This window comes from Streptomyces sp. NPDC001732 (assembly GCF_053596315.1).
In genome coordinates this window covers 41,701-55,464 of record NZ_JBSFFY010000002.1, presented here as the reverse complement: position 1 = coordinate 55,464, position 13,764 = coordinate 41,701, and the positions used below count along the sequence as shown (strand labels likewise).

Annotated in this window: 14 protein-coding genes; 7 read left to right on the top strand and 7 right to left on the bottom strand. The window is 71.8% G+C overall.

What is annotated here, in order from left to right:
- Positions 1 to 23: 23 nt before the first annotated feature.
- A complete protein-coding gene (locus ACWCXX_RS02935; protein WP_451123668.1) occupies positions 24 to 806 on the top strand; it encodes a TetR/AcrR family transcriptional regulator in 783 nt (260 codons plus the stop codon).
- A 184-nt stretch (positions 807 to 990) separates the two neighbouring features.
- Here the strand turns inward: ACWCXX_RS02935 and ACWCXX_RS02930 are convergent, their stop codons facing one another.
- Positions 991 to 1,971 carry a WD40 repeat domain-containing protein gene (locus ACWCXX_RS02930; protein WP_451123666.1) on the bottom strand — a complete coding sequence of 327 codons (981 nt, stop codon included), beginning with the start codon at positions 1,969 to 1,971 and terminating at the stop codon, positions 991 to 993.
- On the opposite strand from ACWCXX_RS02930, the gene ACWCXX_RS02925 reads away from it, so the two are divergent.
- A complete protein-coding gene (locus tag ACWCXX_RS02925; protein WP_451123664.1) occupies positions 1,970 to 2,716 on the top strand; it encodes a GDSL-type esterase/lipase family protein in 747 nt (248 codons plus the stop codon). The genes ACWCXX_RS02930 and ACWCXX_RS02925 overlap by 2 nt on opposite strands.
- Before the next feature lie 54 nt (positions 2,717 to 2,770).
- On the opposite strand, the gene ACWCXX_RS02920 is transcribed toward ACWCXX_RS02925, so the two are convergent.
- Together ACWCXX_RS02920 and ACWCXX_RS02915 are read right to left on the bottom strand one after the other, a co-directional pair.
- Complete coding sequence (locus tag ACWCXX_RS02920) at positions 2,771 to 3,388, bottom strand: cupin domain-containing protein (protein ID WP_451123662.1); 618 nt, start codon at positions 3,386 to 3,388, stop codon at positions 2,771 to 2,773.
- Between the two features lie 87 nt (positions 3,389 to 3,475).
- Positions 3,476 to 4,102 (bottom strand): TetR/AcrR family transcriptional regulator, encoded by a 627-nt coding sequence (locus tag ACWCXX_RS02915; RefSeq protein ID WP_451123661.1) that lies wholly within the window; start codon positions 4,100 to 4,102, stop codon positions 3,476 to 3,478.
- Between the two features lie 226 nt (positions 4,103 to 4,328).
- On the opposite strand from ACWCXX_RS02915, the gene ACWCXX_RS02910 reads away from it, so the two are divergent.
- Entirely contained in the window at positions 4,329 to 5,177 is an 849-nt protein-coding gene (locus ACWCXX_RS02910) for a class I SAM-dependent methyltransferase (RefSeq protein WP_451123659.1), read from the top strand.
- A gap of 89 nt (positions 5,178 to 5,266) precedes the next feature.
- Here ACWCXX_RS02910 and ACWCXX_RS02905 read toward each other — a convergent pair whose 3' ends face one another.
- Positions 5,267 to 5,917 carry a hypothetical protein gene (locus ACWCXX_RS02905; protein WP_451123657.1) on the bottom strand — a complete coding sequence of 217 codons (651 nt, stop codon included), beginning with the start codon at positions 5,915 to 5,917 and terminating at the stop codon, positions 5,267 to 5,269.
- A gap of 271 nt (positions 5,918 to 6,188) precedes the next feature.
- Here ACWCXX_RS02905 and ACWCXX_RS02900 point away from each other — a divergent pair, with 271 nt between their 5' ends.
- Positions 6,189 to 6,782, top strand: coding sequence for a TetR/AcrR family transcriptional regulator (locus tag ACWCXX_RS02900; RefSeq protein WP_451123655.1), 594 nt, complete (start codon positions 6,189 to 6,191; stop codon positions 6,780 to 6,782).
- Between the two features lie 12 nt (positions 6,783 to 6,794).
- On the opposite strand, the gene ACWCXX_RS02895 is transcribed toward ACWCXX_RS02900, so the two are convergent.
- Positions 6,795 to 7,385 carry a cysteine hydrolase family protein gene (locus ACWCXX_RS02895; protein WP_451123653.1) on the bottom strand — a complete coding sequence of 197 codons (591 nt, stop codon included), beginning with the start codon at positions 7,383 to 7,385 and terminating at the stop codon, positions 6,795 to 6,797.
- A gap of 143 nt (positions 7,386 to 7,528) precedes the next feature.
- On the opposite strand from ACWCXX_RS02895, the gene ACWCXX_RS02890 reads away from it, so the two are divergent.
- Positions 7,529 to 7,906, top strand: coding sequence for a hypothetical protein (locus ACWCXX_RS02890; RefSeq protein WP_451123651.1), 378 nt, complete (start codon positions 7,529 to 7,531; stop codon positions 7,904 to 7,906).
- A gap of 21 nt (positions 7,907 to 7,927) precedes the next feature.
- On the opposite strand, the gene ACWCXX_RS02885 is transcribed toward ACWCXX_RS02890, so the two are convergent.
- A complete protein-coding gene (locus ACWCXX_RS02885; protein WP_451123649.1) occupies positions 7,928 to 10,096 on the bottom strand; it encodes a serine/threonine-protein kinase in 2,169 nt (722 codons plus the stop codon).
- 136 nt (positions 10,097 to 10,232) lie between these two features.
- Positions 10,233 to 10,757, bottom strand: a complete 525-nt coding sequence (locus ACWCXX_RS02880) for a hypothetical protein (protein ID WP_451123647.1) — start codon at positions 10,755 to 10,757, stop codon at positions 10,233 to 10,235.
- Positions 10,758 to 10,841: 84 nt separating this feature from the next.
- On the opposite strand from ACWCXX_RS02880, the gene pip reads away from it, so the two are divergent.
- Positions 10,842 to 11,894: a prolyl aminopeptidase gene (gene pip, locus ACWCXX_RS02875; protein ID WP_451123645.1), complete on the top strand. Its 1,053-nt coding sequence runs from the start codon at positions 10,842 to 10,844 to the stop codon at positions 11,892 to 11,894.
- A 46-nt stretch (positions 11,895 to 11,940) separates the two neighbouring features.
- Complete coding sequence (locus tag ACWCXX_RS02870) at positions 11,941 to 13,716, top strand: serine/threonine-protein kinase (RefSeq protein WP_451123643.1); 1,776 nt, start codon at positions 11,941 to 11,943, stop codon at positions 13,714 to 13,716.
- The last annotated feature ends 48 nt before the right edge of the window (positions 13,717 to 13,764 follow it).

Genomic DNA, 13,764 nt, shown 5'->3' with positions numbered 1-13,764 from the left:
CTCCGGAGTCTTACGCTGAACCCATGACGAAAAGCGTTTCAGCGGGCGGGGCGGACGGCACGGCGACCGGCAGCGGCGACATCGCGCGCAGTCTGGAGCTCCTCTGGGGCACCGGCGACCGTCCCAGTCGCGGCCCCAAACCGGCTCTCACCCTCGGCCGGATCGTCACCGCCGCCGTGGCGATCGCCGACACGGAGGGCCTGGCCGCCCTCTCGATGCGCCGGCTCTCCACCGATCTGGGCACCGGCACGATGTCGCTCTACCGGTACGTCCCCGGCAAGGCCGAGCTGCTCGACCTGATGCTCGACCACGTACTGGGCGAACCCCTGGACGCCGCCCCGGCCGACGAGCCGGCGGACTGGCGCGCCGCCCTCGGCACCATGGCCCGCACCTACCTGGAGCAGCTCGACCGCCACCCCTGGCTGCTCAAGATCAACCAGGCGCGCACGGTCCTCGGTCCCAGCGCCCTTCGGGGTCTCGAACGGGCCCTCGCCGGCATCAGGGGCATGGGGCTGGCCGACCGGGAGCTGATCTCGACGATCATCACGGTCAACAGCTTCGTGGAGGGCATCGCCCGCACCCGGCTCCAGGCCGTCGAGGCGGTGCAGCAGACCGGGCTGGGCGACGACGCCTTCTGGGAGAACCAGCGCCCCTATCTGGAACGGGCCATGGCGAGCGGGGACTATCCGCTGATGGCGGCGCTCGCCGAGGACGCGTTCGGCTACGACGTCGACCACTTCGCGTTCGGCCTGCAACGGCTGATCGACGGCTTCGAGGTGCTCGTCGAGCAACGCGCCCAGCAGTGAACGAGCGGCCCCGCACCGCGCGACCGGCGCCCGTGTACCGGCGCCCGTGCGCCGATGCCCGTGCGCCGATGCCCGCGTGCCAACGCCCGTGCGCCGATGCCCGCGTGCCGACGCCCGTGCGCCGATGGCCGTGTACCGACGCCTGTGCGCCTGCGCCCGTGCGCCTGCGCAGGCCGGCCGGTGATCAGCCCTTCTTCCGCCGCAGTCCTAGGAACACCAGGAAGCCCACCCCCACGAGCACCAGCGTGCCGGTCAGGCTGATGCCCTTCGCGTCACCGGAGCCCCCGTCGGACGAGGCCGACGAGTCGCCGCCCCCGGACGGCTGCTTCCCGTCCTCACCGGCCCTTCCGGTGACCTCCACCCGTTCCACGTCGCTCTGTTCCCCCTCCGAACCGAACATCAGCGCCGAGCCGTCCGCCGTGTACGTCACCGACTCGGCCTGCCGCTGGATCGGGGCCCGTACGGCGCGGTCGGCGCCGAGCCTGCCGTTCTCGAAGACGTAGGCGCGGGCGCTGAAGTAGGAGCGCAGCAGCAGTTCCTTGCCGTCCGGCGAGAACGCCCCGTCCGTCACCCACGGCACCTCCCCCACCCGTTTGAACACGTTGGTGCCGCCGGTGGTCAGCTTCTTCGGGCCCTCGTACAGTCCGCCGCCGTCCTCGTTCTTCGACGCGATGTAGACGCGCCCCGTCCCGGGGTGGACCATCAGCGCCTCGGCGTTGCGCGGGCCGTCGGCGTACTTCACGTCGAACTGGGTGGCCCGGACCGTCGCGTCCTTCAGCTCCTTCGGCTCCGGGAAGCGGTAGATCCAGACGTGGTCCCAGCTGCCGTTCAGGTTGTCGCCGATGTCACCGACGTACAGGTTGCCGTCGGGTCCGAGCGAGATGGCCTCCACGTCGCGCGGCTGCCCCACCCCGCGCAGGGTGATCGTCGCGACGGTCTTCCCGGTGCGGGAGTCGACGGCGTAGACGTACGGCCCGTCGTCGCTGTCGTTGTGCGTCCAGTAGATGCCGGGGTGGGTGCGGCTGGCGGCGAGGCCGCTGGACTCGGTGATCCGGGGGTCCTCGATCGTGAAGCTCCGGTCGGCCCCGTCGTCGGCCACGGCCGGGGCGGGCCCGGCGGCGAGGAGCAGCGCGGCGGCCGCGGAAACAGTCAGGTACGAACGCATGGCCCAAGTGTCCATCGTCACGTCGCAGGTCGGAGTGGCGATCCGCGATGATGACGCCATGCGGTTCACGTTTGTCGGCGATTCCATGACCATCGGCCGCGCCGGCGACTTCACCTGGCGCTACCGGATGTGGCAGCACCTCTCCGCCACCCTCGGCACGCCGTTCGCGATCGTCGGACCGCGCAGCGCGTTGTACGACACGGCGGCGGACGCCCCGGTCGCTCACGAGTACGGCGCGCCGGACTTCCCCGCCGCGGCCCGCGCCCACCTGGCCGGCTGGGGCGAGGGCTGGCTGCACATGGCCCCGGTGATCGCGGACACGGTGGCCGGGCACCGCACGGACGTGCTGCTCGTCTCGCTCGGCCTGATAGACCTCGGGTTCTACACGAACAGCGACCAGACGGCCCTGAACGCCAGGGCGTTCGTCGCGGCGGCCCGTACCGCGAATCCGCACGTCAGGATGGTGTTCATGCCCGTGATACCGAACGTCCGGGCGGAGTCGGACGCCCCGTTCGCCGCCGAGTGCGACCGCTTCAACGAGCTCCTGGCGAAGGCCGTCGCCGATCTCGACGAGCCGAGGTCCCCGATCCTGCTGGCCTCCCGCCCGCCCGGGTACGACATCCACCGGGACACGTACGACGGGACGCACCCCGGCCCCACCGGCGAGCACCTGCTGGCGGGCGCGTTCGCCGACGCGATGCACCAGGCGTGGGGGGTGGGCGGTCCGTACACGGCCCGCCCGTGACCCCCGGCACGTCCCTCTTGTGCGTCCGGGCGGCTCCCGTACGCCCGGTACGGTTCACCGCTGCGTGGGCCGGGCCCTCACGTGCATCCGCTCCCCCTGCCGGCCGAACAGGCTGAGGAACTCCACCGGGTCCGGCCCGGCGCTGGCCCACGCGTGCGGGGTGTGCGTGTCGAACTCGGCGGCCTCGCCCGCGGTGAGCACCAGGTCGTGCTCCCCCAGCAGCAGCCGCAACCGCCCCGCCAGCACGTACAGCCACTCGTACCCCTCGTGCACCCGCTGTTCCAGCGGCCCCGTCGTCCCTCGCCCGCCGGGCAGGATCTGCTTGTACGCGTGCAGCCCGCCGAGGTGCCGGGTGAGCGGTACGAACGTCATGCCGTCACGGGTGAAGGGGCGGAAGTGGACGCGTGGGTCGCCGGTGGCCGGGGCGCCGACGAGTTCGTCCAGCTGCACCCCGTACGCCTTGGCCAGGGGCAGGAGCAGTTCGAGCGTGGGCTTGCGGCCGCCCGACTCCAGGCGGGAGAGGGTGCTGGAGGAGATCCCGGTCGTCTCGCTGAGCCGGGCCAGGGTCGTGCCGCGGTCCCGCCGCAGGGCCCGTAGCCGGGGCCCGACGCCGGTCAGGACGGTCGTGATCTCGTCGTCCGGTCGTTCCGTGTGCTCCGCGCCGCTCGCCATCCCCCCATTATTCGGTTCGCGGCGCGGCGGGTCGTCCGGTTCGCGGCGCGGCGCGGCACGGCGGGTCGTTGTCCGGTTCGCGGCGGGTCAGGACGACAGGATCATGGCCAGCGAGAGCCGGGTCAGTTCGTCGGTCAGCCACGCGGCGTCGACCTGCCGGGGCCGCCGGCCGTGGTGGGCCATGAGCTCGTCCACCGAGTGGTTCAGCACCGTGACGGTGACCGTGTGGTCCCGCGCCACCGCCTCGCCCCGGCGCACGGCGCGCTCGGCCTCGGACGTGAGGAACTCGATCCACATCGCCCGCCAGGTCGCCAGGTGCTTGTCCACCTCCCGGCTCACCCCCAGCACCTCGACGAAGGCCACCCTGGCGGCGCACGGGTCCACGGTGACCGCCTTCACGTAGGCCTCGAAGAGCCGCCGCACCCGTTCCGTCGTGGTGCACTCCTCCATGCCCTCCGCCATCAGGGCGTTCTCGGCCGCACGAATCCCGTGGGTCGCCACCTCGTCGTACAGCGCCATCAGCAGCACCTCCCGGGAGAGGAACTCCTGCTGGAAGACGTGCGTGGGCACCTTCGCCCGAGCGCACAGGTCCTCGACGCTCGTATGCGCGTACCCGTACAGGGCGAACAGCTCGCGCCCCGCCCGCAGGAGTCGGTCCCGTGCCTCCAGAAGCTCCATGGACTGCCCGACCGCACCGTTCCGCTGGTTCGCCATGACACCCACCATCGGTCCTCCTTCGTCGTCCGTACCGCTGCCCCCACTCTCCCCGCTCCGTCGCGCCGTTGGTGACTCCGCCACGCAATCGGACCCGCGCAGGGTGGTCCCTGAGCCAAGTCCGATTACCCATCGAACCGTTGCTGATATGGGGCTTCGAGCAGGCGGCCCGGCCGGGCGGACCTACGATCGCCGTCTGCCGGAAAGACCTGAAAGGAGGTCCCCCGTGGACCGCGACATACGCACGGTGGACGACGTACTGAGGCTGCTGGACGGCCTGTTCGCCCGCGATGCCGACCGCTGGACGGCCGACGCCGGCTCCTGGTGGGACGGCTTCTACGCGGACCGGGACAGGCCGGTGCCGTTCTTCGCGGCGAAGCCGGACGAGAACCTCGTCTCGTACACCGGACGCGGCCTGGTCGCGCCGGGCCGCGCCCTCGAACTGGGCTGCGGGCCGGGCCGCAACGCCCTGCACCTGGCGTCGCTGGGCTTCGAGGTGGACGCCGTGGACCTGTCCGGGGCGGCCATCGCCTGGGCCGAGGACCGCGCCCGCGAGGCCGGGGCCGGGAACGCCGTCCGGTTCCACCACGGCAACGCCTTCGACCTCGCGGCGACGGAGCTGGCCGGGCCGTACGACCTGATCTACGACTCGGGCTGCTTCCACCACCTGCCGCCCCATCGCCGGATCAGTTACCTCGCCCTTCTCGACAACTCCCTCGCCCCCGGCGGCCACTTCGCCCTCAGCTGCTTCGCGGCGAGTGAGGCGGGCGAGGCAAGTGAGGCTGCGGGTGCGGCGAGTGCGGCGAGCGGGGCGAGTGCGGCGAGCGGGGCGGGTGCGGCGGGCGGGGCGAGTCCGGCGAGCATGGGATCCGAGCTCCCCGACGCCGCCTTCTACGAGCGCGGCGGCCTGCAGGGCGGTCTCGCCTACACCCCGGATTCGCTGCGCCGGATCTTCTCCGACCTGACCGAGGTCGAACTGCGCCGGATGCGCGACGAGCCGGCCGACTCCCCGCTCTTCGGCGAACCCTTCCTCTGGACCGCCCTGTTCCGCCGGGACCCCGACAACGACGGCTGACCCGGCCACGGACGGCCGGCCCGTCCGCGCCGGAGACGCGACGCGGCCGGTGGGGCGTGGGCCCCACCGGCCGCGCGGTGTCCGTCCGGTCAGATCTTGCTCGTGCAGATCGCGTTGTACGGGCGCCCCGGGCTCGGGAACAGCTCAAGGGGCTCGGAGCCGGACGGGCACTGCTCGGCCTTCTCCTTCAGGTCGACCACCTTGGTGACGCCGCTGCCCGCACCGGCGCAGGCGACCTCCTTGGCCTGGTCGGTGACGCAGTCGCCCTTCACCAGCTGACCGCCGCCCGCCCCGGCGTCACCGGGGTGGTCGCCGGACAGGTTGCGGCCGCAGATGGTCTTGCTCGGAAGGCCGGTCTTGGCGTCGCCGGAGCTGTAGGACACCTTCACCGAGATGATCGCGTCCGTCCCGGCCGGGCACTGGATGGCGTCGGAGAACATGGAACCTCCCTTGATCTCAAGGGCCTTGATCGTGGCTCCGGACTCGTCGCAGTCCATCGCCTTGTAGCTGTCCTTCACCTCGTTGTCGGGCCCGGCGCAGTCGCCGACCTTCCACTCCCGGGCCGCGTGGGTCCCGTCCTTGGACGAGTCGCTGCACGCGGTGGCGGCGCCCACGAGGAGACCGACGACCAGTACCGCCTTCGAGCAGTCCAGGAGAGCCTTGCGGGTGCCGCGCCGGGCCGGGAGACCGGTGCTGCTGCGGCTGCCGCTCCAAGATCGCGTGCTGCCGTTAACGCTCATGCTGCTCCTTGAGATCTGTGTGTGACGTGCCCCGCACGACTTTCGGCGCGGGCCCGTATGGGGTGGCGCGCGCGTGAGGACGCGAGGAGTGCGCCCCACGGTTCCCGGCATCGGCCGGTTTCCTCGCCGGAAAGCTACAAGTATCCATCGCACAACCGGACTTGTGGAGTTGATTTCTAGAAAAATTTTCCAATTGTGGTGCGATAGGGTGTCGTCATGGCGGACAACGGGACGGCGGGAGCGACGACGAATCCGGCGGGGCGGGGCCACCGTGGCTAAACAACAGCGCGGCGAAGTCACCGTCGACCGGCTCCTGACCGCCGCGCTGGAGGTGTACGCGACGTCCGGCCGGCCGGGGTTCACCGTCACCGCGGTCACCGAGGCCAGCGGCGTCAGCCTCGGCAGCCTCTACCACCACTTCGGGAACTTCGACGGTCTCGCCGCCGCCCTGTACATCCGCTGCATGGAACAGCTCTTCGACGAGATGATCGCCGCGCTGCACCGGGCGCGCACCGCCCGTACCGGGGTCCGGGCCCTGATCGTCGCCTATCTGCGCTTCACCGAGGAGCACCCGGACGCCGCGCTCTTCCTGCACGCCTCCGCCCACTCCGGCTACCTCGCGGCGCACGCGGACGAGATCCGTTCCGCCAAGGCCGCCAAGCTGGCGGTCATCTCGGAGTGGATGCGACCGCGGGTCCTGGCGGGCGAGATCGCCCCGGTGCCGGTGCCCATCCTGGAGGTCCTGGTCATGGGGCCGGTCACCGAGGCCGCGCACCGCTGGCTGGCCAGTACGTACGACATGGACCTCGCGCAGGCCGCACGCATCCTGCCCGACCGGATCTGGCGCTCCCTCCGGCCCGACTGACCTCCCGGCTCGTCAGCCGGTGCGCGGGGGCGGGGCGGTGAACACGACGTCCGCGGCGTGGGCCACGACCTCCAGCTCGCTGCCCAGGGCCCATTCGGCGACCCGGGAGACCGCCGCGGCCGGGACCACGTCGCTGATTCCGGGCGCGGCCGGGATGTCGTGCGTCGCGTGGGCGTCGTGCGGCATGACGACCCGGTACCCCAGCGCCAGTGCCGTACGGGCCGTGGCCTGGACACACATCTCCGACATCACACCGCAGACGGCGAGCGCCCGGACCCCGGAACCGGTCAGCAGGTCTCCCAGCGACGTCCCTTCGAAGCCGTCGTCCCGGGTCTTCCGGATCACGGCCTCCACGGGGGACGGCTCGACGGGGTGGTGCAGCTCCCAGCCGGGCGTACCCGGCTCGTCGCCCGCGCCGGGCGCCCCATCGTTCTGCACATGGACGACGAGCGCCCCGTACCGCCGCGCCCGTGCGATCAGGTCCGCCGTCCGGTCCACGAGCCGGGCGGCGTCGGGCACCGCCCGGTCACCGGTCACGGCGTCGGCCTGGACGTCCACGACGAGCAGGGCTTCCACGGGGGCGGCGGGCGCACGTTTGTTCATGGCGCCATCATGGTCGCCGCCGTCGGACGCCTCCACATGTTTTGGACGCCCGGCGCTCCCGGGCCCGGCCGTCGTCATGATCAAGTACCGCTATTCTCAAAGGCGTTGATGTAACAAGTCCGTGCTGTGAGAAGGTCGGGCCCATGGAGTCGTGGACCCTGACGGACGGCACCGCCCCGGTGTCCGCGGACACGGTGGCGGAAGTGCTCCGGAGCAGGATTGCCGAAGGGAAGCTCGACGCCTGGCTGGAAAGCGCGTCCGGGCGCTCCCTGGCCGTCGTGAGCAACACCGAGCGGGCGATGGTGATGCTGCTCGAACACTCCGGTGACCCGGGCGAGCACGCCACGGACCCCGAGGCCGACGCCGACGGATGGAGCGACGGCTTCGAGCTCTCGAACGGCCAGTCCGACGAGTATCCCGACGCCGACACCGTGCCGCTCGACGAGGCGTTCCGGATCGTCCGCCACATCCTCGCCACCGGCCGGCCACCGGTCGACGCCGCATGGGTGATCGACCGCTGAACACCCCGCCGCGTCAGGGCGTCAGGGCGAACACTCCGTCATCTTCGGCTTGTTCGGCGGATTCTTCCTGTTCAGCAGCGGGGAGAGGTGGTCGGCGTACAGCTTCTCCCAGGACCCGTCGGTCATGATCCTCCTCAGCGCCGAGCACACCTCCTTCTTCAGCCCCTTCTCGTCCGGGTTCATCGCGACGCCGTAGCCCTCCGCGCCCGCGCTGCTGTCCAGCCGTTTCAGTTCGGTGGGGTTGTCCTCGACGAACCCGGCGAGGATGACGTCGTCCGTGCTCACCGCGTAGACCGGCGACCTCCGGTCCAGCAGGTCCCTCACGCACTTGTTGTAGCCGTTCGGGAGCAACTTCGTCATGGTGTACCCGGCCTTGGGCAGCCACCCCTCGTACGTCGAGCCCCTCGCCGTGCACACCTCCAGCTCCTTCTCCTTCAGCACCCTGGAGTCGTCGATCGACACGGCCTTCGCCTTCTTGCGGACCATGAAACTGCGGCTCGCCACGTAGTACGGACCGGCGAACGCGACGCTGTAGTCCGGCGCCTTCGCGTGCTTGCGCTCCTCCGTGATGCTGTAGGTGGCGATGACCAGATCCACATCACCCTTCTGCAGTATCGTGCTCCGGTTCTCGCTGCTCACGGACTCGAAGACGACGTGCTCACGGCTGTACCCCATGTCGTGCGCGATCGCGTAGGCCAGGTCGACCTCGTACCCCCGGTACTTGCCGTTCTTGACCTTCTCGCCCAGGCCGGGCTGGTCGTCCTTGACGCCCACCTTCAGGATCGGATGCGTCCTGCTGTACGGCTCCGGCGCGGGCTCCGACCCCGCCCGGCCGTCCGGGTCCGTCCCGCCGTTCTTCCCCAGCCATTCCACACCGCCCCATACGAGACCGGCCAGCAACGCCGCGCACACCACGCCCACCGCGGCCGTCCGCCGTCCCCGGCCCCCGCCGCCCTGCCCCTTCGGTTCCTGGACGGCGTGCACGGGCGGTACGGGGGGCACGGGCGGTACGGAGACCGGCGCCCGTGGCGGTACGGGCGCGGACGCCCCGTCCCCGTCCCCGTCCCCGCTCTCCTCCGCCGCCTCTGCCTTCGCCTCTTCCTCTGCCCCTGGCCCTGCTTCCGCTTGTTCCCCCGCCTTCACCGGGGGCGGGGCAAAGTCGGGGGCGGAGGGCCGGGGCGCGGCGGTCTCCCGGAGGACGTTCCGCAGCATCTCCTCCGCGGCCTCCGCGCCCAGCCGCTGCCGCGGGTCCTTGTGCATCAGCCGCTCCACGACCTCGGCCAGGGCCCCGCCGTGCTCCATCGGCAGCGGGGCGGACTGACAGACCGCGATCAGGACCTCGTACTCGGTGGCCCGGTCGAACGGGTGCCTGCCCTCGACCATTTCGTACAGCGTGACGCCCAGCGACCACAGGTCGGACGCCGGTGTCGCGGCGCTCTGCTGTGCCGTCTGGCCGAGGAGTTCGGGCGCCAGGTACTTGAACGTGCCGATGAGTTCCCCGGCCCTGGTGAGCGGTATGGCACCGTCGAAGGTCGCGATCCCGAAGTCCGCCAGGATCGCGAAATCGTCCCTGGCGAAAAGGATGTTGGCCGGTTTCACGTCACGGTGGACCACCCGCGCCTCGTGAACGGCCCGCAGCCCGCCCAGCACCTGAAGGCCGATCGCGGCCGTCCGCCGCACCGAGAGCCGCTGTTCCACACGCATCAGGTCCGCGAGCGAACGCGCGTCGAGCAGGTCCATCACGATCCAGACCTGGTTGCCGGACTCGACCCGGTCGTGCACGGCCACCACGTTCTGGTGCCTGATCTTGGCGATGGCCGCGGCCTCGCGCCGCGCCCGGTTCATCATCTGTTCCCGCGTGGCCGCTCCCACGGCGTCCCGGCCGAGCAGCCCCTTCACCGCGACGTGCCGGTCGAGGCGGGTGTCCAGGGCTTCCCAGACCTCGCCCATGCCGCCGCGCCCGAGGCTGTGCAGGAGTTCGTAACGGCCGTCGATCACATGGTGCGGTGCGGGGGTCGCCGTCGCACGGTCCGAGGCCCCGGGGGTCTGCTGCATCTCCGACCACGGCTGCGCGTGCTCGGTCGAGTCGCTCCGGAGATAGTCGTCGGCCCAGCCGTCATCGGGCCTGCGGGAGGAGCCGTCGCCCTGCCCGTCGGCCGAATCACGACCGGCCGTACCCTCGCTGTGCATGCGACCCCCTGTGGACTACATGGAGGCAACAGAGTAGACGCTCGGCCATGTCCGGGACGCTCGGCAGGACTTGTGATTCGGTCACGTCACGGAGCCTTTCCCACCGGCTCCACGCACCGTTCGCCGAACGCCGGATCTACGCGAACCGCTCCCCGCAGCGGCTGCAGAACACCGGCTCCGGATCGTGCGAGAGGCGTCCGCATCCGGGGCAGACGCGGTCCAGCATGCAGGGCGCCTCGCCTCCCTCGGACGGTGCCGGGGACGTGGCGGGCCTCGCGACCCGGGACTCGGTCCGGGACTCGGCCGGGGGCTTGATGGTCAGGCCGGGGCGGCGGCGGTGGACCGTCAGGTAGGCGAGACCGTCCGGACCGGCGGCGAGGGCGCGGCGGGAGGTGCGGGGCAGCCAGACGACCGTGGTCGGGGCCAGGTCCAGTACCTCGCCCACGGTGGTGATCCGGCCGCCGCCCGCGACGACGACGAGCAGGACGTCCAGAACGTCCTCCTGGTGCTCGCCCACCTCGGCGCCCGGCGGAAGGCGCACCAGATTGGCGTCCAACTCGCGTCCCTGATCGGACAGTTGCCACAGCGCACCACGTTCGCCGGGGGTCGCGGTGCGGAGCAGATCGTCGAGTACGGCCAGAACGCGCGGTGCGGGATTCACGCCCCTCAGGTTACGCCCCGGCCGTACGCTGTCCCCTTTGCCCGCGGAAGCCGTCCGCGGGGCCGAGGAGCCGAGGGAGTCACCATGCACCGCGGGCCCGACGAGAAGTACCCGCCGATCGAACCGTACGAGCACGGCATGCTCGATGTGGGCGAGGGCAACCTCGTGTACTGGGAGGTGTGCGGCAACCCGGAGGGCAAGCCCGCGGTCGTCGTGCACGGCGGACCGGGGTCGGGGTGCACCGAGCGGCACCGGCAGCACTTCGACCCGGACCTGTACCGCGTCGTCCTCTTCGACCAGCGGGGCTGCGGGCGTTCCACCCCGCACGCGAGCGACCCGGCCACCGACATGCGGTTCAACACGACCGACCGGCTGATCGCCGACATGGAACGGCTGCGGGTCCGGCTCGGGATCGAGAAGTGGCTGCTGTACGGCGGGTCCTGGGGCTCGACGCTGATCCTCGCGTACGCCGAACGGCATCCGGAGCGGGTCTCGGAGATCGTGATCCCGGCCGTCACCACCACCCGGCGCTCCGAGATCGACTGGCTGTACCGGGGGGTGGGCCAAATCTTCCCCGAGGCGTGGGACCTGTTCCGGGCCGGGGTTCCGGAGGCCGAGGGGGACGCGACGCCGGACGTCCTGGCCGCGTACGCCCGGCGGATGGAGAGCCCCGACCCCGATGTGCGGGAGCGGGCGACGGCCGACTGGTGCGCGTGGGAGGACGCGGTGCTCTCCCAGGAGGCGTACACCGGGCCGCCCCCGTACAGCGGGCGGCCCGGCCGGGCACGGCAGGCGCTGGTGCGGATCTGCTCGCACTACTTCTCGCAGGGTGCCTGGCTGGAGGAGGGGCAGTTGCTCCGGGACGCGGGGCGGCTGGCGGGGATTCCGGGCGTGCTGGTGCACGGCCGGTTCGACCTGGGCGGGCCGCTCGTCACCGCGTGGGAACTGACGAAGGTGTGGCCGGACGCCGAACTGACCGTGATCGACGGCGCCGGGCACCTGGGCGGCGCGGCGACGAGCCGGGCGGTGCTGGCGGCCCTGGACCGGTTCGCGGTCCGGAGGGCTCCGGGGCGTTCCGGGCCCGCGGGAGCCCAGGCTCCGGTTGCCTCCCGCGGGGGTCCGGACACCGCCTGTTGAGCAATCATGTACGGGATGGGCCACAGGAGTTGAGCGGGGGCGACGAATGCGTGGCGAGATTCTCGACGGACGGTACCGGCTGACCGAGCCGATCGGTTCGGGCGGCATGGGCCGGGTGTGGCGGGCGGAGGACGAACGCATCGGCCGGAAGGTCGCGGTGAAGGTCCTCTCCCGGATCGACGAGGACACCTCGGCGACCCGGTTCGCCCGGGAGGCCCGGGTGGTGGGCGGCCTGTCGAGCCCGCACATCGTCACCCTGCACGACTTCGGCGAGGCGCAGGTGGCGGGGGAACGGGTCCTGTACCTCGTCATGGAACACCTTCAGGGGCGTGACCTCGGCGCCGTCCTGGAAAGCCGGAGCCCGGACCTTCCCGAGCCCTCCGAAGCGGTGGGCTGGGCCGTCGAGATCTGCGCGGGTCTGGAGACCGCGCACCGGGCGGGCATCGTCCACCGGGACATCAAGCCCGCCAACATCCTGCTCACCACCTCGGGGACGGTGAAGATCCTCGACTTCGGCATCGCCCGGATGCTGTCGACGGCCGCGGCGGCGACCCGTACCGATCTGACCGGGACCGGGTTCATGATCGGCACGCCCCTGTACATGTCGCCGGAGCAGATCCAGGCGCCCGACGTCCTCGACAGCCGCAGCGACCTGTACTCCCTCGGCTGTCTCCTCTACCACCTGCTCACCGGCCGGCCGCCGTTCACCGGGGCCGGCACGGCCGTGCTGGCCCGGCACCTCGGCAACGTCCCCGAGCCGCCGAGCGCGCACCGGCCCGGTCTCCGGGAGTTCGGCGAACTCGACGCGCTCGTCATGCGGTTGCTCGCCAAGGACCCCGACGAGCGTCCGAAGGACGCGGCGGAGGTCGCCGCTCTCCTGCGCCGGGCGGCCGGATCCGGGCGCGCCGACGACGAGCACACCGGTGACGGGGACGCGGGCACGGGGACGGGCGGGGAAGCGGGGACGGGCGGGGACGCGGGGGCTCCGGCCGGGGGCGCGCACGCATCGCCCGCTCCGGCCGCCGCACCGGTCGTCCCGTCCACGCGCGTCCTGCCGTCCGACAAGTCCCTCCCGCTCGCCACGCAGACCCCGCCGTCGCCCGCCCCGCAGCCCCCTCCCTCCGCCCCGTTCCCCACTGCCCCGGGTCCGTTCCACGGCGCGCCCTACGGATCGTTCCCCGTGCCCAGTCCTGTCCCCGAACGGCTCCGCGTCAGCGGGCGGGACCCGCGCAATGGCTTGTCCTCCCCCGGTTCCGTGGCCGCGACCTGGCTGGCCGGGGCGGGAACGGCGCTGGTCACCTATGTGCTGGCGGTCCTCTTCACCCCGGTCGACTCCCTGAAGGCGCTCCCCCTCTCCGTCGGTGCCTGCCTGGTGGGCATGGCCGCCGCCCGGGGGTTCACGAACGTCTTCGACCCGCTGTCGAAGACGCTCGGCCATCGCATCCTTTCGGCGCTCTGGATCGCCCTGCCCCTCGGGATGGCCGGCCTGGCGATCCAGGAGGCGCTCTCGGAGGAGGACCCCCCGCCCTTCTTCTGGATCGCCCTCGGAGCCAATGTCGCCGCGATGACGGTGGGAGTGCTGATCGCCGACCGGCTCATCACCATGTTCCGCGTCCCGGCCCGCGCGGCCCTGCTCGTCTCGATGAGCGGCTGGGTCAACGGCCTCGGCACCTGGGGGATGCTCGCCTTCCGCACCCCGCTCGGAGCGATCGGCTCACTGGTCGTGGGCTGCGTGGTCTGGCTCGTCACCGCCCTGGGACTCGGCCGGATCCTGGCTCCCGGCGCTCCCCGGACCGGCACGCTTCCAGGCGGGCGCGGGTAGGACCGGGGGTGGAGGACGTACCTCCCCGGAGGTACGTCCCGCCGCTCC

Excerpts from the sequence above, each read along its gene's own strand:
- ACWCXX_RS02935 (WP_451123668.1), top strand. The coding sequence starts at position 24 with ATGACGAAAAGCGTTTCAGCGGGCGGGGCGGACGGCACGGCGACCGGC.
- ACWCXX_RS02920 (WP_451123662.1), bottom strand. The coding sequence starts at position 3,388 with ATGGCGAGCGGCGCGGAGCACACGGAACGACCGGACGACGAGATCACG.
- ACWCXX_RS02870 (WP_451123643.1), top strand. The coding sequence starts at position 11,941 with ATGCGTGGCGAGATTCTCGACGGACGGTACCGGCTGACCGAGCCGATC.
- ACWCXX_RS02905 (WP_451123657.1), bottom strand. The coding sequence starts at position 5,917 with ATGAGCGTTAACGGCAGCACGCGATCTTGGAGCGGCAGCCGCAGCAGC.
- ACWCXX_RS02885 (WP_451123649.1), bottom strand. The coding sequence starts at position 10,096 with ATGCACAGCGAGGGTACGGCCGGTCGTGATTCGGCCGACGGGCAGGGC.
- pip (WP_451123645.1), top strand. The coding sequence starts at position 10,842 with ATGCACCGCGGGCCCGACGAGAAGTACCCGCCGATCGAACCGTACGAG.
- ACWCXX_RS02895 (WP_451123653.1), bottom strand. The coding sequence starts at position 7,385 with ATGAACAAACGTGCGCCCGCCGCCCCCGTGGAAGCCCTGCTCGTCGTG.
- ACWCXX_RS02930 (WP_451123666.1), bottom strand. The coding sequence starts at position 1,971 with ATGCGTTCGTACCTGACTGTTTCCGCGGCCGCCGCGCTGCTCCTCGCC.
- ACWCXX_RS02890 (WP_451123651.1), top strand. The coding sequence starts at position 7,529 with ATGGAGTCGTGGACCCTGACGGACGGCACCGCCCCGGTGTCCGCGGAC.
- ACWCXX_RS02925 (WP_451123664.1), top strand. The coding sequence starts at position 1,970 with ATGGCCCAAGTGTCCATCGTCACGTCGCAGGTCGGAGTGGCGATCCGC.
- ACWCXX_RS02915 (WP_451123661.1), bottom strand. The coding sequence starts at position 4,102 with ATGGCGAACCAGCGGAACGGTGCGGTCGGGCAGTCCATGGAGCTTCTG.